This window comes from Providencia lanzhouensis, from assembly GCF_050469745.1.
Taxonomy (GTDB): Bacteria; Pseudomonadota; Gammaproteobacteria; order Enterobacterales; family Enterobacteriaceae; genus Providencia; species Providencia lanzhouensis.
On the sequence record NZ_CP174123.1, the window covers coordinates 2,751,678 to 2,769,789 of the forward strand.

Sequence of the window (18,112 nt, forward strand, 5' to 3'; positions counted from 1 at the left end):
CTTTTACTTATAGTAAATATTTATAAGTAACGTGACCAGTGGTATACATCAATAATATTTAATTATTTTAAATTTGCATGGTTGAATCTATTAACCTCAATCTCTCGAATGGCTTTCTTGTCCAAGTTGCACTTTGCTATTGAGTTCATGGCATCAACGAGCAATTGTGGCATATCACCCCAATCAACGTTCTCAGGGATATCGGGTTGCTCACAGTCAGCGGTTAGATGTGCCGGTATCGGTGTCGGCTGAACGGGAATCAATACCTCTTTTGTACTTCCGCAGCTCACTAACAACATCATCGGGCACAGCAGTATTAGCGCACTCATTGTCTTTGAGCACTGTTTTGATAACTGTCTTAACTGTGACATGTTCTGAGTCCTCTAATTGCTTTGCTTTGATGTTATCGAGTGAAACTTGATAGTGAAGAGCGATAGCAGATTGGGTTACTTTATTTAGTAGCTGGCTTACTGAAAGTTCACTAGACTTTTGGTCATATTTAGCCTGCAACTTATCAAAGTCACTCGCTATCCACCAAAGCCAGAATAGTAAAATTGCGCAAGCACTCAGTAACACCTTGGTTAACGTACTTAATTGCTGCCCCATCGCGCTTTATACCCTCTCACATCGATATGTGTGAATGTCTTATAGCGACCAATGCCATAGCTATCAAGGAACTGAGATTCAAGATAATCAGCGACCATTTTCGGCGCTACATCTTTAACCTTGATATCTGCCGCCGTACCTAATAAGTGCTGAGATTTAGGAGCACCACCTACTTTACTATTGTGATTAGTGCAACGACGACCGCTTACAATAATTACTGGCTTGCCGAAATGGGCGCGAACGCCTTCAAGAATTTCAACCAACTTTGGTTCGACTTGATTTGCTCCGCATCCATCTTTACATGCAAATTCATTACTATCGAAATGCTCACTTAATTTCATTTTTTCACCTTGAAAGTAAAAGGTCGCATCATCAGCAACCCGATTGATTTAACTTTTTCTATAAGTTTGCTGATAACAACAATGGACATAATGTTGCCACCAGCAGAGAAAATAACGAGGAAGATGACGCCATCAAAAAGCACATCTGATGGAGCAGAGATACGCTCACCAACTAAGGTCTCGTATATTTGATAAACCCAGCAAATAAACAATGCGGTACCAACAATAGAGTCACGATGTTTGGCATACCGACAAAGAAACACTGTTATTGCAGACGCCAGCAAAAGAAAAACATCGACAGTTTCTAGTGGGTGACTGTCTACCCATAGCGAAATACTATTTAAGTAATTAAGGACGGTACTCATTAGCTACCTCCTTTATTTCGCCAATCTTTAATGGCTTGTGTGATACTGTTGAAGTTTTTATCTATCGAGGTAAATGTACGGCTAAATAATTTTTTGAGGTTATCTCTATTTGCTGCAAGAACGAGAACAGGGATAAGTAATGCCGAAATAACAATTGCCATTATTTTGGGGCTAATATCCCAACTCCATATCTGCGAAATAACATCGGAAGCCTCTTTAGCGATAAGGATCCCCGCACCAAGAGCTAAAATAAAATGAAGTATCTTTCTCCGGTTATTATCTCTGGATGCAATAACTGAGGCTGATGCTCCGATAATAGCTCCTAGCACGACGCCATAGTCGGCACCAATAAGGAACCCACCCATAGCACCGCCACCAGCAGCACCGAGGGTTATCCCTATTGATGTGCTCATAAATTATTTGTTCTCTATGGAATTTAGATAATAAAAAAGCTACGCATTGCGCAGCTTAGAATAAGTGCCAGTTGAGCGACTGGCAGCGCTTTTCCTTATCTGATCATTTCAAATCAAAAACATTCTGTAGGCTCAGAACTACCGTAGGCTGCATTGCTATATTTATCCATACGCATGACCTCTCCCGACGATTGCCTGTATTATATTTACTCAATGAATGACGAGCCAAAAACTAATAATTCCTGTTCTTTTGACAATCTCAATATAAAGACTTTAAATACCTATGAATTATAACTAAGGAAATCATATGAATAAAAAAGCTTTGTACTTCATAGGGGCAGTTATTGCTCTTAGTGGATGTAGTTATAAAAATGAATTTTCTGGCGTAGACAAATCTCACTGCGATACTATTTATAATGAATTTAAAACATCTTTTGATTCCGCAGATGCTTGTATTGATGAGAATTTATCTAAGCTGTATAACGCAGGAACAAATCAGGAGCTTCTCGAAGTTATCTATCACAAATGCAGAAAAGATCTGAACACATCGAATAAAGCGTATCTACATTCTATCTATTGTAAGATGGCGCAGGATAATAACGAATCTTATTTTACAATAAATGAGAGTATTTCTGAGCAAACAGAATACGAGTATTTAAATAGGATAGAGCAAGATACAAAACACGAAATTCTTGAAAAAATAATGAAGTACCGTTCTGAAAAATAAACAAAAAACCCAGCACATTGGCTGGGTTAATTCGTCACGGTTACTAAAACGGCAACTTATACGTAAATAGTGGATCATTGGCTCAAAGAAGTCAACACGTTCTTGCTATTATTTTTCTTTTTCAACTCATTTTCGCGTATTTTAAACGCATCATAGAGATGTGGGTATATTAAATACTCCGCATAAGCAATGATTTCTTTCGATTCACGTCTGCATGTAGACATTGAGGGTCTTCTATATTCAATTGTTCGATTTCTACGGACCATTTGCCGTGGTTGAGAGATACCATAATAATAACGGGCGATAGCACGATCAGAACTCACAAAAGCATAACGTAATAACAGCAATGTAAATGCGACCCTGTCTATATGATAAATTTTATCGACTACTTTGGTAATTAACATTCCGTCATCGTCATTACACATTTCTCTTTCTGGATAGTCGCGTCTTTCGACTGTTGCCATAAATTCAGCGATGATACTACTCTGCCGTTTTTCTAATCTACCGCTGTAAACCCAAGCGCCGAATTTGGATAGCCAACCTTGCAACCAAGCTTCTTGCTCAGCATCAAGTACAAGCCCATCAGAAATATTTTTTATACTCGACATGCTCGCAGCTCCATGACTTCTCTTTTGGTTTGTTCTAATAACTCGATTTCGGTACCGTGAATTTCTTGCCATGTTTTTGGCGCTGCATGAAAACCAGTATCGTAACTAGGTCTGTGATGAGGCGGGCATAACGGTAAAACATCTTTATGGCTAGCTCGCTGCGCCATTCCCTGCCCCGTTCTTACATGATGGATTTCCGCGGGGCTTGCTCCATACCCCATATTACGGCAGCAAATGCAGCCAAGTTCTGCTACATCCGATAGCCACTGTTTATCTTCTTTGGTCTTTGATTTTTTGGTCATTGGTCTTGCCTCTAGGTAAAATCTAATAACTGAGCCGCGGCATTTTCAGCAGCTTTTTGAGTGGGGAATTTACGGAATAGAATGAAGTTCCAAAGCACGTCGAGCGTGGCTTTGTAGAGTTCGCCAAAGGCTAGGTCATCCATTTTGGCAAAGCTGATTGATTTAGCAACGCGGCGTAGGCTGCCATCTGGCATTTCAAAAGTTTCATAGTGACCAGATTGCTCAACGACCCAGTAGCGAAAGGCATCAAAGGATTTAGCGGCTGAAATATTGCGAGCGCGTTTTTTTGCTATATCATCGAGATAAACATCTGCGGTAGATTGGAGGGCATCATCATTATCGGTGTAGTAAGCGAGGAATTTAACGTAACCACGAACTAACTCTTTTTCTTCAGGCGAAATAGTGCCACCGGTTGGTTCCCAATATTCATACCCTAGGTTGAGTAAAGCGAAGTATTTACGGTGGAATCGTGGGTTTCGTGCCTTCTTAAAATCAGCATAAAGCACATCACCACATTTGATTTTTGAATGCAGAAAATCTCTCGCAGCTGGATTAGCAGGTACAAGAGTGTCGTTAGACATTTTGATAAAGCCATGCTGTGCCATAGTTTTTCTCTCAGTAGGCACAGCAAGTGTTAAAATTGGGTGTTCAGACCAATGGTATCTATTCTACTTTCTGACTCAAGAAAAATCCATCAACCAATTATAGTTACCTTGCCTAATTTTCATATTACACACAACGAAATGATCAATAATAAAAAATATATTTAAATGACTTTTATTGCCATTATTATCTCTACGAGATAAATTTTTCATAATTAGATAAAATTCAAACTTTATCTAACTATGAAAATAATTCTATTAGTTTGCCAATATACATACCAACAACAGGAAGAACAGTGACACTATTTGCAGCTATGCTCGAAATTTTTGCCACTTTCTCAAGCCCTTCTTGTCTGTCCTTTACTTGTTTTATGGACTCCACATGAGAAATTAAGCAATCAATCACCTCACAATCTTTCCCTTGCCTTTTTAAATCTATCAATTCATGAACTAACTTATCTACCAGCTCATTAGATTGGACTTGTAAGTTTTGAGTGAAGTTCTCTCCGCTATTCGCTATATTTGCATTACCATTAATAATATTATTAAAAACTTGAGTAACTACTTTCTCATCTAATTTAGACAATTTAACCTCCTCAATATCTGGTAATTTATTTTCCAATTCCAAAACAATGCTCAGCACTTTAGTTTTAACACTATCCAGAATGCCAGACATTAAATGAATAGCTGTTTCATTCCATGCTTCAATACAATACATTCCTTGATATATTTTATCACTGACAAGTCTAGTAGCTTCAGCATTCCAATTACTTTTAACAATTTGAGATTCTGAGGTTTGTAGTAACCCCTCTATAGATGCAACTGTATTAGTAACAACCATTTTACCAAATAATTCAGTATACTCTTCTGGTAGTATACTTAAATCAATTGGAAGGTTTTTTAGTATACCACCATATCGCGAGAAGCTTCCTTTCGAGTGGCATGAAATAATACGGTAATCAGGAACATCGTCATAACTTGGATATCCATCCAGTTCATGTAAAACCCAATTTTTAAAATCATCACTACCAGTTTTACTAGCTAGAAATAAACACTTGCGTAATAAGTCAGCGACTCTTACTTCTGGGTTGATCGCATCATGCTGTATCTCAGCTAAAATAGACATACTAATCCCTCTTTAAATAATTTATATTTTATTCTACCTTCAATTTTAATCCGTGCCACCCATTGGTTAACCAGCATTTAGAATCACCATCAAGGCAACATTCCGTCACTGGTAGACGTTCACCACATTTACCACAACAACGATTGGATAATTCCGCAATCTCGCGCTGAAGTCTTGTATCATCATTCCGTATGAGCATCTGAATATATTCACTCTCATCATAGGAATCACGTCCTGGTCTACGCAATGCACAATTACGCTTAATCATTTCATGTTCTTCTGATTCAACTTGCCACTGCGGGGTAACAAAGCCAGCTTCACGCTGGCGTTTGCGTTGGGCAGCCTTGCGCTCTGCTGCTGATTTAGCCATTGGTCTTGCCTCTTCATATCAATTTGGTTAATGCACTGAGCAATAACGCTCAATAGATAACTCATCTACTCTAGCGCCATTTAGATTTGCCCAAAATGCTATTGTTGAAAGTACATCTTTTTCACTTGAAGCGACGAAAAGAGTTATGAAAGATTTTTCGTCCCATAAACCACTTGCTTTATAAACCGATTTTTTCATTTTCACTCCAACTAACTACATTTAATAACCTTATGACAAGACGGTCTTATATCCGCTATAAAATGTTTAGTTATATGATGGGAGTAATTTTATTTTTTCCAAGTGTGTATGCTTCATACCTGCATTAATTGACGCCAATAGTTCAACCTATCTCTAAAAAACTCTCGATGTACCTCTGGCGCCTTTTCGATTTCCACCAGCACTCGCTCTCTGTTTATTTTTCGATTTTTCAGTTGCCGAATTAGCCGGCTAGCGAATAAATCAAGTTGCTCCAGTTCGCGATATTCTTCTGACCACAAAGTACGATTGTGAGGCAGTCCATCAGGCAAGTAACTTGATTGCCCAGACATTACTACCTCGGCTTTTGTTGTTTCAAAATTTGCTGATATGGCGCCTTAGTTCTTGCTCGCGCAGCTGATTGAATACGCTCAATGTGGCATGGTGTATGATCCAAGCCATCATCAGGTAATATGGGATGGTTACACCGAACGAGTGATTCGCCGGTGATTGGGTCTTTAATTGTCATGGTCTTGCCTCAATAAGTTTTTAAAATGCCTTTTCTGCGTATTTGCGTGGTTTAGCACTCTGTGATTGCTGTTGCATTCTGGACACTTCCGTTGCCGTAATTTGGTCGGTCGGCATGTAATGTCCGTGTTTAAACTCTTGGTAAATGGTACCCGTTTCACCGTGTCGGTTTTTATCCACAATAACTTCAGCATAGTTTTTAGCTGGGCTGTTCGGGTTATAAACCACATCGCGGTAAGTGAATAAGATGTAGTCTGCATCCTGCTCTAAACTACCAGAATCACGTAAATCAGCGGCAACGGGGCGACGTTGATTTAATGGGCGTTTATCAACGTCACGTGATAACTGGCTTAGGGCGATTGTTGGTGTATGAAGTCGTTTTGCCAGCCCTTTCAATGCGGCTGAAATTGCTGCTATAGCCAAGTCGTTACGCTCTGCCTTCGGCTTTTTGATGAGACCTAAATAATCAACGAAGACCCCTTTTAAGTTTGGATACTGCCGCTTATGGTTCTCACTAATTGCGCATATTTGCTCTACTGTTAAGTTACTAGCATCGATGATGTGAATATCTCGATCCATTAAATGCGCTAAGCCAGAACTCAATCTTGCCCAGTCTTCATCATGTAATTGCCCTTTTCTTAGTGTTGATACAGGTAACTGTGATGAACCTGCGATCATGCGTTCCGCTATTTGTTGATTCGCCATTTCCATGGAAAATAGTAAGGCTCCACCGCCATCACGGGTCATACCCTCAATCATGGTTAAAGCAAGTTCAGTTTTCCCCATCCCCGGACGACCACCAATGAAAACTAAATCAGTCGGGTTAAACCCTCCGATTTTATCATCTAATGCTTCTATGCCCGTCTTAATCATTCCACTAATATCTTCACCTAAGTTTCTACGTTCGAGGACTTCGACATATCCTTCAATCAGAGTATTTAGATGAACGGGTAACAAGTTTTGGCTACCGGCAGTGAGCTGACCAATCTGATTTGCGAACTGACCAATCAACTCTTCAGCTTGCTCATGATTACCTGCTTCCGTGATAACAGTTTGATATTTAGCCATCAACTGAATGACTTGGCGAACACGGAAGTAACTATGAACTTTGGATGCGTACCCTTTCAGATTAGCTTTCCATACCGGCGATTTGGCAAGCTCCAGTAAATTGGCTAAATCGCCCTTATCACCTAAAGCATCCGCAATAAAAAACGGGTCAATTAACGAACTCGTTAGTGCTTGTTTTTTTATCTCTCGATAAACACGCTGATAATAACTTGAGCTAAATGCCTCTTCAGGTAATGTAGCCAATACCTCATAAGCATCTTGAGAAGCACCACCAGCAAGAAAACCGCTAATCACAGCCCCCTCTAAATCGCGCTCATCCATCATAAGTGATTACCTCTGCGGTATGTTGCCCAATTGAATGTCAGTACGGTACCACCCTGTAATAATCGGTCTACTACACGTTCACCAAGCATTTCTTCCAGCTCATTCAACGGTAAATTGCTAACTAAAATAGTCGGCAATAAACTTTCGTAACGATCATTAATCACTTCGAACAAAATATTTCGTTCCGAGTCAGTACCGTACTGGACACCGATTTCATCAATTATCAACAGCTCGGGATCACAATATTTTGCTAGCACATCCAGTTCACTAAATTCTGAATTTCCTGACCACGTTCTACGAAATGCGCGAATGATACGCGCCGCTGTGGTGATAAATACCGATTCCTGTAAACCTCCAGCAATCTCACGGGCGATCGATACTGCAAGGTGGGTTTTACCTGTTCCGGGCATTCCGCAAAGTACAAGCCCCTCTCCTGCATTTTTCCTGTCATTCCATGTTGTAACGTACTGTTTGCAGATCATGAGATTATGTTTAGCCGGTTGCGTAGTTGCTTTGAATGTTTCAAAAGTTGCACTAGCAAAACGCGGAGGAATATTCACACTAACCAATAAATCTTGTTCAGGCATTTTTACCTCCAACAAACCAGTGTGGATCCTGAGACTCATAGTGCTTGTCACCAAACCCAGTATGCGAATTAGGTTTGTTAACCTTGGTTATGGATTTCTCTGGAAATATTCCCTGCCAACCATTAGCAATCGAATTACAAATCACAGCATCCGCATCAGAACATCCTGCTAATTTTTTTGCTTGCTGCTTGCACATGGTTTCCGTCAGTGGTTTTTTAATCTCCTTGCGGAAATTAATCCAATCTGACCAAACTTCGTCACTCACGTTTTTTGGTTTCGCCAATTTTGCATCGAATGATTTTTTCGATTTTTTCGGCTCAACCTGAACTGATGGATCCTCTTTTGAATTTACTGATGGATCATGTTTTGAATTTACTGATGGATCGCCTCCAGATTCTGGAGGGTGAAAACCACCTTGAACGCCAGAAACTGGAGGGTCAAACCTCACTTTTTCATTGTTTTCTGTACGGTCAAAATCTGAACGTTCAGAATCTGGATGGTGAAATTTAGATGTTTTTTCGCGCAATTTTCTTAGTTTTGCATTTTCCTCAAGTGCTATCTTTTCCAACTTATCAACATTCAAAAAATACAAATTTGATGCATTTCTATTTCCATTTCTGCGCATCTTTTTAACTAACCAACCATCTTGCTCAAGCTCATTACAAGCGCTACGAATAGTGCTGACACCAGCCCCAATTTGTCGGCTAATCGTTTCTACACTAGGGTAACTAACCCCCTCATCACTCGAGTAGTCTGCCAAGCGAACCATGATCATTAATTTGGTTCCCTTAACGCCAGAAACAGCGCAAGCATCCCAAACATAACCTTGAATTTTATTGCTCACTTCACACCCCCAGCGCTTTAGCTATATCACGGCAGGCGTTCTGGTACTGTTCCGGCGTGAGTTTCTTTGAAAGCAGCTTTTGTTTTTGTTGTTCGTACTGTTCCCAAACGCTTAGCGCAGCAGCTCTTCTACCCTCGAAAACGTCTTCGATTTTCTCTCTATCCGCTGGTTCTCCGTTCAACAAAAAACCATTGCGATAGGTTATCTTCTCAATTGTTCTTAGCATTGGTCTTGCCTCTTGAATTAATGCACGCTGGTCTGACGTGGTATCGCATTAAGCGCATTAACAGCATTATTAATCTGGCGTGACATGTCACGACCCTCTAATAAAATTTCTGTCATTGCTTCAGCAAAGCGCTGTATCGCAATTGACGTTAGATAATTCATCGTGTCGCCACGAATCCTAGCCAACCTTGTGGCTGGTAATGCAATTTCAATCGCCGGCATCAACTCTGCAAACTTTCTGATCGATGCGTTGGAATCACCACGCAGCCAACGAAATATCTGCTGTCGATTGTTATTAATCGCTTTCCAATCTGCATGACCGTACTCATCTTCAATCATATGTAGGCGCACGTTAGTTCTATCTCTAACTAATCGCATATATGCACGACTGATTTCTATTGCTACATGTTCCTGACCTGTTTCTGCTGCCCAGTCCTCAACCTCGGTGCGGACAATGTTGATATCAAAGTTCATATGCTGCGTCTCCTGTCGCTAAAAATTGATTATGAATAATCAGTTTTTTAACTTGATACCTGAAATACTTGAGTTTCATTTGGCAACCCATCGAAGGGGTTAGGGTAATCAATTGGATTTAACTCATGAGGAGTGACTAACCAATTTGTCTTGGATGCCCATTCAATGGCTTTTCTCCCTCTTGGGACATAATTTCCAGCGATTACTTGACTAACAAAACCCTGAGTAACGCCAACCATTCGAGCAAACTCGGATTGGCTAATCTTCTGATTTTTTAAATATAAACTTAGATTCATCTGTTCTCTCCTTTTGAATAAGGACAATATTAGCAATGCTAATTTAATAAATCAATAGCAATGCTATTAGAAAAATATTAGCAATACAAATAAACTAATGCTTATGACTAGAAAAATATCTGATGTCGACAAGAATGCCGCTCATAATCTAAAAACGATTTGGGAGGCAAAAAGGGATACTCTCGGCTTAACACAAGAGAAAGCTGCGGAGGCTTTAGGCTTTTCCACGCAAGGTGCTGTAAGTCAATATCTTAACGGAAGAACTGCATTGAATACCGATACAACCCTAAAGTTTGCGGCTCTTCTGCAAGTACAGCCAGAAGATATAAACCCTGAGTTAAAGGCGCTTTTAGACTATGTTCGTTCTAATAAACAAGCTAGTGTTGCTGAGCATTCCCCTTTAATTACCCGCAATGAGCACAATACGCTAAGATTACTTGATATCTATGCAAAAGCTGGACCTAGTGGGTTTATGAATAACGAGTTTCCAGACACCATAAGATCAATTGAATTTTCGTCAGAGAAGGTATTTGAATTGTTTGGTCGTAAAAGTCTCAAGGGTATAGAAATGATTAATATCAGTGGTGATAGTATGTCCCCCGCAATCAATCCTAGAGATGTTGTTTTTGTTGATACTCATAATGAATACTTTGATGGTGACGGTGTTTATGTGTTTAGCTTTGAAAATGCCTTATTTATAAAAAGATTACAAAGGGTTAAAGGGAAAAAATTAGCTGTTAAATCTGATAATTCTGCATATGAAACCTTTTATATTGAAGAGTCAGAAATGCATGACCTTAAAATTATCGGTAAAGTCATAAAATCTCTCCCGATCAAAATGATTGACTTTGCTTAGTAAAATCAAGTAATTAAATAAAGCCGCATATATATGCGGTTTTTTTTCGCTCAAAATAATTAGCAACGCTATTGACATTAAAAATAGCATTGCTAATATTCACTCCATCAAGACAAACAACACAGCAAGTGTTTAGTCAGGTGTTCAAACCAAATTTAGTTTTGCTGTTATGTCGGAGGAAAACCAAAGCTCTCATCGCGACCTTTCATGATTACCACGACATAACAGTGAATTTTTGCAGTACCAGGGAATTTAATTAGTTACCGACCAAAGCTACAAGGCAAGACCTGACAGCTCGGAAAGACGGGCATTGATTTACAGACGTAAAAAAACCCACCGAAGTGGGTTCCTTTACCTCGGGTCGCCGACCAAAGCTAACCGAGAGTTCTACTAGCGCGACCAAACGCTAGAAGAGGCAAGACCAATGATAAATCACTGATCACAGTTATTTTAAAGGAGCTGCTATGAAAGCACAACCTAAAACCCTAAGTGTCACCCTTTACATTCATGCACAAAAGCAATTCGACGGTTCATATCGATACCGACCACTCCCATTCAAATACGATATGGAGTCAGGTTTAGGTTTCGTTGTATCTGAGCATACCGTTGAAATTCCATTTCAAGAGCTAAGTACTGAACAGTTAGTGAATGCTGAGATTGAGTCCTTACGCGCAGAACAAAACAAAATACTTGCTGATGCGCAAGTGAAGTCCAGCTTACTGGAAGACCAGATCCAAATGCTGCTTTGTTTAGAAGGCAAGCCAATTTCTAAAATTGACGAAGAAATCCCCTATTAAGAGGCAAGACCAATGAAAACTTTTATTTGTGTATTTGAGCCAACGACCGAGGCTCGCTCCAATGGAGCAGTACCATTAACTATCGCTTTAAATGCAACTAACGAAAAGCTAGCTAGCGCATCAGCAATGATCAAGCTTTCAGAATCTTATCCGGAAGCCATGGATAATTTCAACACTGACGAACCTATCGTTTGTGAAGATGCTATGGGCTCCCCTCGCCCTGCTATCGGTGAGTTTGACGAAGTATTTGCAATTGAAAATGAATTTGACGGAACTTGTTGGAAACCGGCAAAACTAGAAGAGTTTAGCAAAATAAATACGACCATCCGTATCGCTGCAATCTTATTGTTTGGTAAGACTCAATTTACTCGCACTGATGTCAGCAAAGCCATTAGCTTTATGAATGAAAGTTCAGAGCAACCAAAAATCCGTAATATCGCTCAAGGCTTGGGAAGAATAAAAGCTCTCGATTCTATGGATGCGAAACAAACATCTGAGATGGCTCATGCTATTTTCGAATATGCTGATGATAATGTTTCCCTCATCGATGCAATCGGTTTAGGTAACAGTTGGTTGAAAGAAGAGCCTAAGGTGGAATTAACCTCTGCAACAAAAAGCGAAGAGGATACGCCAACTCTTAAGCGTGACTATGCCATGCTTGATATGGAAATCGCCCTTGCACTGATTGGTGACGTTGATTTTGACGGCATTCGTAGCGCTGATATCCGTAAAGCTAAAGAATTAATGGCAGCTGAAGATAAAGCATGGAAACGTTTATCAATGGACTTGCGCACACTCCCTAGCGTTCTCGATATCCCTCGCGAAAACATCTTCGCATTAGTGACTGAGGCACGAGAGAAGCCTGAATTATTTGATGATGCCAATGCCCGTAAAGCGTTTATCGATACCAAACTTGGTACCGAAAATCCGAAAGTAACCTCCTTAGGTAATGGTCGTTTTTCGGTTGATAACTTAGGCACTAAACCTGCTAATGATGAAACACCTGAGCAACCGGCTAAAACAGAAAAACCAAAGCGCACCAGCAAGAAGAAAGACACACCGGCTAAAGTAGAAAAAGAACCTGAACCAGTTGTGATTGAAACATCTGTTATTTCTGCGCCAATTGCCAATGAACAAGATGACTTTGAACAACGCGCATCAGTGATTGATGAAGTCATCGACAGTAATAATGATCACCTCAATATTTGGAAACGCGTACAACGCACTGATGCCAGATTTACTAAACCTTTAGAGGGTATGGGCTTTGTTGGTACCAGCATAAACAGTAATTATATGTTTATGCGTGCCACTGAAATATTCGGCCCTATCGGTGAGGGGTGGGGCTATGAAGTACTTGAAGAGAAGCTTATCGATGGTAAGCCAATTATGGAACCGATTCTTGATGAACGTAATAAGCAAGTGGCCACACGATTTTTACGCGATGGGGACGGCTCTTTATTCTGCGAACAAAACCACTCAATCAAGATCCGTTTTTGGTACACCATCGAGTGTGAAACGCGTGGTGAATTTGAAAGTTATGGCGCGACACCATACCGCTATCAAACTAACTATGGAATGAAAGTTGATGGTGAGGCTATTAAAAAATCACTCACTGACGCAATCAAAAAAGCCTTATCCATGCTTGGCTTTAGTGCTGATGTATTCATGGGTATGCATGATAATCCTGAATATGTTGCCAACAACAAGCTCGAATATGAAATCAAAGCTGCGACGGATAACGCCGAAGATGCGACACGCATTCGTAAAGAGCTAGATGAGAAGTTCACGCGGCACACTGAAACCATGCGCAGCGCAGTAACTGCAAACGAACTACGGGGGATCACATCCACTCTCACCCGTGAAATCTCAACCCACGCTAAATTAGCTAAACAACGTGGTGATAGTGAATATGAAAAATATTTAAACGGCCGTTTACGCCGGTTAAATGAAATTGAAAAAGAGTGTTTAGACCAACTTAATCAGAAAGAAGAGGCAATCTAATGACCAAGACAACTGCTATTGCAATGGCTGCTGACTACAGCAAATTACAACAACTCGTCGAAACTGGCGAGTTTACCGCCGAAGATATCGCCGATACGTTGGTCGGTATCGAAGGTGAGCTAGGCGATAAGCTTGATGCAATTATGCTTCATGCCCGTAATTTAGAAGGTCAAGCCAAAACATTGGATGAAGAATCCAAACGTCTGGCAGACCGTAAAAAGTCATTCGAAAATCAGGTTAAGAGCCTGAAAAAATATGCCTTGGATTGCTTGTTAACTTCGGGCTTGGACAAGTTGAAAACAACTAAAAATACATTCACGGCTCGCGCCGGTGTTGTTCGAGTCATCATTGATAATGAAGATGCACTGCCTAATGAGTTAGTCGATGTTCAAACCATTACGGCACCCGACAAAAAAGCCATTAAAGAGGCTATCGAAAACGGCATCGACGTTCCTGGTGCTCACTTAGAAGTTGGTGACCGTTCATTGATGGTTCGTTAAATACTTTAGCGCCCAGCAATGGGCGCATATCAGGAGATATTTTTATGGCCATGAAATTAGAAGTCATCATTACTCATGATGAAACCAGCAATAAATGCAGTGTTGAGTGGTCCACTGATACAACTGAACATGTGACAACCCAAGAAGAACGTACTCTGGCGATGGTAAAAAAAGCTGTTTTACTTCAACTGGGTTACCCAACACAAGCCGTTGTTATTCATTAGTGTGACATGTCACGGGGTATAGATTATGAAAAACAACCTAGAAGATTTACATAACTATTTATTCATGCAATTGGAAAGGCTGTCTGATGAAGATCTTAAAGGTGAGGAACTTAAAGAAGAGATTGGACGCGCAAAAGCTTTATCTGTCGTTGCTTCTCAAATTGTCAATAATGGGCAGTTAGCTATCAGCGTTAAGCGTATGTCTAGCGAAGGGCGCATTAAAGACGCCCCTAACTATCTGGAAGTTAAAAAATGAGTCGGTTTTCTTATAGCGAAGAAATGTGTGATTGGATGCGTCAAAACTATTTATTACCACTTCCTCAACTCACCGCTAACTTTAATGACCGATTTGGTACCACTCGCACAAAAGACATGATCAACGGATTACGCAAAAGCCTTAAATTGAGAACTGGTAGGTCTGGAATTTTCACTAAAGGTCATGTTCCAGCAAATAAGGGCATCAAAGGATTGAAAGGGGCAAATTCAGGATCTTTTAAAAAGAACCATGTTCCTCACAACCGACATGATGTTGGTACAGAGGTGGTTACCACAGAAGGTTATATCAAAGTAAAAACTGGTTTACCTAGCAAATGGAAATTTAAACATATTTTGCTATGGGAGGAGATTAACGGAAAGGTACCAAAAGGTCATGTAATCAAGTTCATTGATGATAACCCATTGAATTGTGTCATTGAGAACTTAATGATGATCACCAAACCAGAACATGGGGTGATAAATCGCTTCTTTTCCGGTGCTCCAGCGGAACATAAACCGACCGTGTTGCAATTGGCCAAAATCAAAATTGCGATCAGAAGCAAAGAAACCAAGAGGCAAGACCAATGCTAAGACATTTTCATAGTAACCAGAGACCAACCGTAAAATTGACCATGCCTGACGGTTCTGTAGGGTTTATAACGACAAATGACCGTTGTTATGTCGTTTATGATTTACCTAAAAATATCAAGATTGAGCCAGTAAAAGAACCTCAATCCAAAGGGAACAAATCATGATATATGCTTTGTTTTTGTTAATTTGTAGTGGTGCTGATTGTTTGTATAAACCATACGGCTATACGTACCCCGATGAACAGAATTGCTTGATGGATAAACATACGCTAACCCAACAAGGTATTCTGTCTGAGTGTTACCCGGTTGACTCGGTTATACCGGCTAAAAATTGATTAAGCTTAATCAGTTTTGTTCTTTAGTAATAATTAATATGGCGGTTTATTCAATAATGAGTAGCCGCCATGAAACAACCGCAATTAACCCCTTGGAAAACTGGGGAACAGTTATTAACTGAATTCGATATCAAACTAGGCAAGTTAGCTTCTAGTGTAAAAAACAGACCATGTACTGAAGCTGAAATAAAACATGCTTGCGACACTACAGATCAAATTATTTCATCAATTATGAGGCAAGACCAAGATGGCAACAGAAAGCGCTTGCGTAGAACGCAAAACAAAAAAAGAAGAGATGAATACCCCTAAAAAATACCATGACGATGATTTATTAAGTATTCAAGAGGTATGTGTTCTCATTGGTGGCATTAGACCTAAAACTTTAGCTGATTGGAATAACAATCATAAACATAGAAAAATACTCGCACCTATTTGTTTTACCGAAAAAGTCGTTAGGTACGAGTATAAAAATGTTAAAGCATTTATTGAAAAATGCCGCAAAGTTTACTAACCCATTTTCCTACGTAATAGCGCTACTTGAGTCAAAATACTATTTTCATGGGCCTCAAATGCCTGACGCTTTAGCGCTATTTCTTCCTGCAGTATCTCATCAGAAAAATCATAGTGTTCGGCCATGCGGTCTTCGCTTCTGTCAGAATGATGTAGACACAAAATACTTATCTCTTTTGTGTCTGAACGTGAGTACCCTTTCTGACGCATTTGAGCAATGATGTTACTTTTGAAAAATTTCCGGCACATCGTATTGAATGCACCAGATTTTCCCTTCACCGTTCCTTCATGCACAACACCTTTCACTGCACCTTTAGGGCTATATGTTTTCACCAACTTATCTAAGGAACGCTTTGAAAATGGCAATAACGGATCCCTTGGTTGTAGAAATACATAATCACGATTGCAATTAACTGCGGATTCACGCCACGATAGCTGCTCCTCAAGTAAAGCCTTCATAGCCTTAGTAATCGGGAACTTAAATTCTTTCTGCGTTTTCATGGCCCCGCGCATGCCCGTTAGCCCTGCGGGATAAGTAATTTCTAGATTATCCAAATCAACATAATCCCAACGCAAATTTGCAATGTTTATCGGTCTAACGCCAGTTAAGATCATATACCTAACCGCATTTTTTTGATGAACGGAAGTGCATGACGCAACGTTAATCCAGAGCGACGAAATGGATTCTATATCCGTATACCGCTTAGTTGGTAAAGGCTTTTGTACTCGAGAAGAAACGTAGTCATCTGGGATGCTCGCTGCAATGTTCATCCCATTGCAATAAATTGGTGCCGCAAACTTCCAAAATCGACGTAATTCCGCAAATAATTCTAGAGCTTGGTTATTGGACTTTGTCTGGATCCATGAATCAATGACTTCAATCAGTCGTGGATATTTCATATCACTGAAAACTTCTCTAGCGCTAAAAGACTCTTTTAACTGCTTTGTTCTGCAACAGTATGTTGAATAGCTATTTTCGCTTAACTTTGCTCGAGCTACTTTACCAGCAAGATCTTGTTCGTATAGTGTAATAAGTTGATGGACAGATTCAGCTCGTAGACCTTGCTCACCGAGTTCCTTGGCTTTTTCTCTGGCAATAGGTAACGATAGTTCCGGCCATTCACCTAATCTTTGACCTTTCACCTCCATATGCTTAGGAAATTCAGCGTATACTGTCACCTTTCCTGCTTTGCTAAAATCAATGCGTAGATAATGCTCTTTTTCGTATTTAGATCGACGGGGCTTATTGATGTGTTTTAAAATGATTTTGGCCGCAGTAACACAGACTTTCATGTGTGTACTTGTGTAAGGGGGCTTGCATGACTCCCAACGCTGTAATGCGTCAGTATATTCATCAGAATTAGTGTTTTCAGGCTTTTGTGTTGTTACTTTCGACATTGAAATACCTCAGTATATCAACACATTAAATTTAAAGCTCACACACTAGGTATTTTTAGAGCAGTAAAATGGGTATGTGTTGCTGTTTTGTGTTACGAATCTAAGTATTCCAATGTAAAACATACTGTATAAAAACACAATAGCCAGACGAAAGTAACGAATACGGAAAGTGATTAAGTTACTGATTATTAACCTTATTGAACGTGAATTATTGATATGTCTTTATTAATTACAAAACGCTGTATCAATTGCGATATGTGTGAACCTGAATGTCCAAATGATGCGATCTTCATGGGGGCGGAAATCTATGAAATAGATTCAAACCTGTGTACTGAATGCGTTGGGCACTATGATAAACCCACTTGCCAATCAGTTTGCCCTATCACTAATACAATTATTACAGATCCTGAACATATTGAATCCCAGGAACAGCTTTGGGATAAATTTGTCATGATCCATCACGCCGATAAAATCTAATTTCATAAAGATGCTGAACAGACTTGTTGAAACGACGATGGTTGAACTCTGCGTTATTTAGCTTTGTTTTACTAAAAACCCATCCGTTGAAGTGCTCTTTCATTAAAAGACTTTTTCATTGAGCTACTATTTCATTGAAACATTGCCGACTGCAGATAAGCCGGCAAT

At 39.9% G+C, this 18,112-nt stretch carries 29 protein-coding genes; 10 read left to right on the plus strand and 19 right to left on the minus strand.

Annotated elements, in window-relative coordinates; all coding sequences use genetic code 11:
• Window positions 1–62 precede the first annotated feature (62 nt).
• The 4 genes from lysC to ACIH2S_RS13050 form a co-directional block, all read right to left on the minus strand.
• The gene (gene lysC, locus ACIH2S_RS13035; protein ID WP_430247544.1) at window positions 63–371 is read right to left on the minus strand and encodes an Rz1-like lysis system protein LysC; all 309 of its coding nucleotides are present in this window, start codon (window positions 369–371) and stop codon (window positions 63–65) included.
• Between the two features lie 219 nt (window positions 372–590).
• Window positions 591–947, minus strand: a complete 357-nt coding sequence (locus ACIH2S_RS13040; protein ID WP_036965929.1) for a D-Ala-D-Ala carboxypeptidase family metallohydrolase — start codon at window positions 945–947, stop codon at window positions 591–593.
• Window positions 944–1,312 (minus strand): hypothetical protein, encoded by a 369-nt coding sequence (locus tag ACIH2S_RS13045; RefSeq protein WP_278979201.1) that lies wholly within the window; start codon window positions 1,310–1,312, stop codon window positions 944–946. Before ACIH2S_RS13045 ends, ACIH2S_RS13040 begins: the two co-directional genes overlap by 4 nt.
• Window positions 1,312–1,725, minus strand: coding sequence for a putative holin (locus tag ACIH2S_RS13050; RefSeq protein WP_225575557.1), 414 nt, complete (start codon window positions 1,723–1,725; stop codon window positions 1,312–1,314). Before ACIH2S_RS13050 ends, ACIH2S_RS13045 begins: the two co-directional genes overlap by 1 nt.
• A 307-nt stretch (window positions 1,726–2,032) precedes the next feature.
• Here ACIH2S_RS13050 and ACIH2S_RS13055 point away from each other — a divergent pair, with 307 nt between their 5' ends.
• Complete coding sequence (locus ACIH2S_RS13055; protein WP_225575558.1) at window positions 2,033–2,452, plus strand: hypothetical protein; 420 nt, start codon at window positions 2,033–2,035, stop codon at window positions 2,450–2,452.
• Window positions 2,453–2,526: 74 nt separating this feature from the next.
• On the opposite strand, the gene ACIH2S_RS13060 is transcribed toward ACIH2S_RS13055, so the two are convergent.
• The 14 genes from ACIH2S_RS13060 to ACIH2S_RS13125 form a co-directional block, all read right to left on the minus strand.
• On the minus strand, window positions 2,527–3,060 hold the full coding sequence (locus ACIH2S_RS13060; protein ID WP_225575559.1) for an antiterminator Q family protein: 534 nt from the start codon (window positions 3,058–3,060) through the stop codon (window positions 2,527–2,529).
• Window positions 3,048–3,362, minus strand: a complete 315-nt coding sequence (locus ACIH2S_RS13065; protein WP_196718783.1) for a Ref family recombination enhancement nuclease — start codon at window positions 3,360–3,362, stop codon at window positions 3,048–3,050. The genes ACIH2S_RS13060 and ACIH2S_RS13065 overlap by 13 nt, the downstream gene beginning before the upstream one ends.
• Before the next feature lie 11 nt (window positions 3,363–3,373).
• A complete protein-coding gene (locus ACIH2S_RS13070; protein ID WP_006814766.1) occupies window positions 3,374–3,967 on the minus strand; it encodes a DUF1367 family protein in 594 nt (197 codons plus the stop codon).
• Window positions 3,968–4,205: 238 nt separating this feature from the next.
• A complete protein-coding gene (locus ACIH2S_RS13075) occupies window positions 4,206–5,090 on the minus strand; it encodes a hypothetical protein (RefSeq protein ID WP_006814768.1) in 885 nt (294 codons plus the stop codon).
• Window positions 5,091–5,118: 28 nt separating this feature from the next.
• A complete protein-coding gene (locus tag ACIH2S_RS13080; protein ID WP_006814769.1) occupies window positions 5,119–5,460 on the minus strand; it encodes a hypothetical protein in 342 nt (113 codons plus the stop codon).
• Between the two features lie 27 nt (window positions 5,461–5,487).
• Window positions 5,488–5,658, minus strand: a complete 171-nt coding sequence (locus tag ACIH2S_RS13085) for a hypothetical protein (RefSeq protein WP_006814770.1) — start codon at window positions 5,656–5,658, stop codon at window positions 5,488–5,490.
• A gap of 113 nt (window positions 5,659–5,771) precedes the next feature.
• Window positions 5,772–6,008, minus strand: coding sequence for a hypothetical protein (locus ACIH2S_RS13090; RefSeq protein WP_430247547.1), 237 nt, complete (start codon window positions 6,006–6,008; stop codon window positions 5,772–5,774).
• 2 nt (window positions 6,009–6,010) lie between these two features.
• Window positions 6,011–6,184, minus strand: a complete 174-nt coding sequence (locus ACIH2S_RS13095) for a palmdelphin (RefSeq protein WP_430247548.1) — start codon at window positions 6,182–6,184, stop codon at window positions 6,011–6,013.
• 20 nt (window positions 6,185–6,204) lie between these two features.
• A complete protein-coding gene (locus ACIH2S_RS13100; protein ID WP_430247549.1) occupies window positions 6,205–7,575 on the minus strand; it encodes a replicative DNA helicase in 1,371 nt (456 codons plus the stop codon).
• A complete protein-coding gene (locus tag ACIH2S_RS13105) occupies window positions 7,572–8,162 on the minus strand; it encodes an ATP-binding protein (RefSeq protein ID WP_323085810.1) in 591 nt (196 codons plus the stop codon). The genes ACIH2S_RS13100 and ACIH2S_RS13105 overlap by 4 nt, the downstream gene beginning before the upstream one ends.
• A complete protein-coding gene (locus ACIH2S_RS13110; protein ID WP_323085809.1) occupies window positions 8,155–9,006 on the minus strand; it encodes a helix-turn-helix domain-containing protein in 852 nt (283 codons plus the stop codon). Before ACIH2S_RS13110 ends, ACIH2S_RS13105 begins: the two co-directional genes overlap by 8 nt.
• 1 nt (window position 9,007) lies before the next feature.
• The gene (locus tag ACIH2S_RS13115; RefSeq protein WP_006814777.1) at window positions 9,008–9,232 is read right to left on the minus strand and encodes a hypothetical protein; all 225 of its coding nucleotides are present in this window, start codon (window positions 9,230–9,232) and stop codon (window positions 9,008–9,010) included.
• Between the two features lie 17 nt (window positions 9,233–9,249).
• Complete coding sequence (locus tag ACIH2S_RS13120; protein WP_006660860.1) at window positions 9,250–9,705, minus strand: toxin YdaT family protein; 456 nt, start codon at window positions 9,703–9,705, stop codon at window positions 9,250–9,252.
• Window positions 9,706–9,752: 47 nt separating this feature from the next.
• The gene (locus ACIH2S_RS13125; RefSeq protein WP_430247551.1) at window positions 9,753–10,001 is read right to left on the minus strand and encodes a helix-turn-helix domain-containing protein; all 249 of its coding nucleotides are present in this window, start codon (window positions 9,999–10,001) and stop codon (window positions 9,753–9,755) included.
• Between the two features lie 103 nt (window positions 10,002–10,104).
• Between ACIH2S_RS13125 and ACIH2S_RS13130 the strand changes: the two genes are divergently transcribed.
• From ACIH2S_RS13130 to ACIH2S_RS13165, 8 genes are all read left to right on the plus strand, one after another.
• Window positions 10,105–10,857 (plus strand): LexA family transcriptional regulator, encoded by a 753-nt coding sequence (locus tag ACIH2S_RS13130; RefSeq protein WP_430247552.1) that lies wholly within the window; start codon window positions 10,105–10,107, stop codon window positions 10,855–10,857.
• A 464-nt stretch (window positions 10,858–11,321) separates the two neighbouring features.
• A complete protein-coding gene (locus tag ACIH2S_RS13135) occupies window positions 11,322–11,654 on the plus strand; it encodes a hypothetical protein (RefSeq protein WP_225575571.1) in 333 nt (110 codons plus the stop codon).
• A gap of 12 nt (window positions 11,655–11,666) precedes the next feature.
• On the plus strand, window positions 11,667–13,655 hold the full coding sequence (locus ACIH2S_RS13140) for a hypothetical protein (RefSeq protein ID WP_430247554.1): 1,989 nt from the start codon (window positions 11,667–11,669) through the stop codon (window positions 13,653–13,655).
• Window positions 13,655–14,155, plus strand: coding sequence for a siphovirus Gp157 family protein (locus ACIH2S_RS13145; protein WP_430247555.1), 501 nt, complete (start codon window positions 13,655–13,657; stop codon window positions 14,153–14,155). The genes ACIH2S_RS13140 and ACIH2S_RS13145 overlap by 1 nt, the downstream gene beginning before the upstream one ends.
• Window positions 14,156–14,199: 44 nt before the next feature.
• On the plus strand, window positions 14,200–14,379 hold the full coding sequence (locus ACIH2S_RS13150) for a hypothetical protein (protein ID WP_430247556.1): 180 nt from the start codon (window positions 14,200–14,202) through the stop codon (window positions 14,377–14,379).
• Window positions 14,380–14,404: 25 nt separating this feature from the next.
• Window positions 14,405–14,635: a hypothetical protein gene (locus tag ACIH2S_RS13155; protein ID WP_430247557.1), complete on the plus strand. Its 231-nt coding sequence runs from the start codon at window positions 14,405–14,407 to the stop codon at window positions 14,633–14,635.
• Window positions 14,632–15,225, plus strand: coding sequence for an HNH endonuclease signature motif containing protein (locus ACIH2S_RS13160; RefSeq protein ID WP_430247558.1), 594 nt, complete (start codon window positions 14,632–14,634; stop codon window positions 15,223–15,225). Before ACIH2S_RS13155 ends, ACIH2S_RS13160 begins: the two co-directional genes overlap by 4 nt.
• A 581-nt stretch (window positions 15,226–15,806) precedes the next feature.
• Window positions 15,807–16,070: a hypothetical protein gene (locus ACIH2S_RS13165; RefSeq protein ID WP_430247560.1), complete on the plus strand. Its 264-nt coding sequence runs from the start codon at window positions 15,807–15,809 to the stop codon at window positions 16,068–16,070.
• Here the strand turns inward: ACIH2S_RS13165 and ACIH2S_RS13170 are convergent.
• A complete protein-coding gene (locus ACIH2S_RS13170; RefSeq protein ID WP_430247562.1) occupies window positions 16,067–17,467 on the minus strand; it encodes a tyrosine-type recombinase/integrase in 1,401 nt (466 codons plus the stop codon). The two genes, ACIH2S_RS13165 and ACIH2S_RS13170, sit on opposite strands and share 4 nt — an antisense overlap.
• A gap of 216 nt (window positions 17,468–17,683) precedes the next feature.
• Between ACIH2S_RS13170 and ACIH2S_RS13175 the strand changes: the two genes are divergently transcribed.
• Window positions 17,684–17,944: a YfhL family 4Fe-4S dicluster ferredoxin gene (locus tag ACIH2S_RS13175; RefSeq protein WP_187129431.1), complete on the plus strand. Its 261-nt coding sequence runs from the start codon at window positions 17,684–17,686 to the stop codon at window positions 17,942–17,944.
• Window positions 17,945–18,112: the final 168 nt, after the last annotated feature.

Coding starts and splice junctions, on each gene's coding strand:
- ACIH2S_RS13125 (WP_430247551.1), bottom strand. CDS start 10,001: ATGAATCTAAGTTTATATTTAAAAAATCAGAAGATTAGCCAATCCGAG.
- ACIH2S_RS13140 (WP_430247554.1), top strand. CDS start 11,667: ATGAAAACTTTTATTTGTGTATTTGAGCCAACGACCGAGGCTCGCTCC.
- ACIH2S_RS13040 (WP_036965929.1), bottom strand. CDS start 947: ATGAAATTAAGTGAGCATTTCGATAGTAATGAATTTGCATGTAAAGAT.
- lysC (WP_430247544.1), bottom strand. CDS start 371: ATGTCACAGTTAAGACAGTTATCAAAACAGTGCTCAAAGACAATGAGT.
- ACIH2S_RS13095 (WP_430247548.1), bottom strand. CDS start 6,184: ATGACAATTAAAGACCCAATCACCGGCGAATCACTCGTTCGGTGTAAC.
- ACIH2S_RS13105 (WP_323085810.1), bottom strand. CDS start 8,162: ATGCCTGAACAAGATTTATTGGTTAGTGTGAATATTCCTCCGCGTTTT.
- ACIH2S_RS13145 (WP_430247555.1), top strand. CDS start 13,655: ATGACCAAGACAACTGCTATTGCAATGGCTGCTGACTACAGCAAATTA.
- ACIH2S_RS13100 (WP_430247549.1), bottom strand. CDS start 7,575: ATGATGGATGAGCGCGATTTAGAGGGGGCTGTGATTAGCGGTTTTCTT.
- ACIH2S_RS13065 (WP_196718783.1), bottom strand. CDS start 3,362: ATGACCAAAAAATCAAAGACCAAAGAAGATAAACAGTGGCTATCGGAT.
- ACIH2S_RS13090 (WP_430247547.1), bottom strand. CDS start 6,008: ATGTCTGGGCAATCAAGTTACTTGCCTGATGGACTGCCTCACAATCGT.
- ACIH2S_RS13045 (WP_278979201.1), bottom strand. CDS start 1,312: ATGAGTACCGTCCTTAATTACTTAAATAGTATTTCGCTATGGGTAGAC.
- ACIH2S_RS13050 (WP_225575557.1), bottom strand. CDS start 1,725: ATGAGCACATCAATAGGGATAACCCTCGGTGCTGCTGGTGGCGGTGCT.
- ACIH2S_RS13115 (WP_006814777.1), bottom strand. CDS start 9,232: ATGCTAAGAACAATTGAGAAGATAACCTATCGCAATGGTTTTTTGTTG.
- ACIH2S_RS13170 (WP_430247562.1), bottom strand. CDS start 17,467: ATGTCGAAAGTAACAACACAAAAGCCTGAAAACACTAATTCTGATGAA.
- ACIH2S_RS13165 (WP_430247560.1), top strand. CDS start 15,807: ATGGCAACAGAAAGCGCTTGCGTAGAACGCAAAACAAAAAAAGAAGAG.
- ACIH2S_RS13130 (WP_430247552.1), top strand. CDS start 10,105: ATGACTAGAAAAATATCTGATGTCGACAAGAATGCCGCTCATAATCTA.
- ACIH2S_RS13055 (WP_225575558.1), top strand. CDS start 2,033: ATGAATAAAAAAGCTTTGTACTTCATAGGGGCAGTTATTGCTCTTAGT.
- ACIH2S_RS13175 (WP_187129431.1), top strand. CDS start 17,684: ATGTCTTTATTAATTACAAAACGCTGTATCAATTGCGATATGTGTGAA.
- ACIH2S_RS13080 (WP_006814769.1), bottom strand. CDS start 5,460: ATGGCTAAATCAGCAGCAGAGCGCAAGGCTGCCCAACGCAAACGCCAG.
- ACIH2S_RS13155 (WP_430247557.1), top strand. CDS start 14,405: ATGAAAAACAACCTAGAAGATTTACATAACTATTTATTCATGCAATTG.
- ACIH2S_RS13075 (WP_006814768.1), bottom strand. CDS start 5,090: ATGTCTATTTTAGCTGAGATACAGCATGATGCGATCAACCCAGAAGTA.
- ACIH2S_RS13160 (WP_430247558.1), top strand. CDS start 14,632: ATGAGTCGGTTTTCTTATAGCGAAGAAATGTGTGATTGGATGCGTCAA.
- ACIH2S_RS13135 (WP_225575571.1), top strand. CDS start 11,322: ATGAAAGCACAACCTAAAACCCTAAGTGTCACCCTTTACATTCATGCA.
- ACIH2S_RS13070 (WP_006814766.1), bottom strand. CDS start 3,967: ATGGCACAGCATGGCTTTATCAAAATGTCTAACGACACTCTTGTACCT.
- ACIH2S_RS13150 (WP_430247556.1), top strand. CDS start 14,200: ATGGCCATGAAATTAGAAGTCATCATTACTCATGATGAAACCAGCAAT.
- ACIH2S_RS13085 (WP_006814770.1), bottom strand. CDS start 5,658: ATGAAAAAATCGGTTTATAAAGCAAGTGGTTTATGGGACGAAAAATCT.
- ACIH2S_RS13060 (WP_225575559.1), bottom strand. CDS start 3,060: ATGTCGAGTATAAAAAATATTTCTGATGGGCTTGTACTTGATGCTGAG.
- ACIH2S_RS13120 (WP_006660860.1), bottom strand. CDS start 9,705: ATGAACTTTGATATCAACATTGTCCGCACCGAGGTTGAGGACTGGGCA.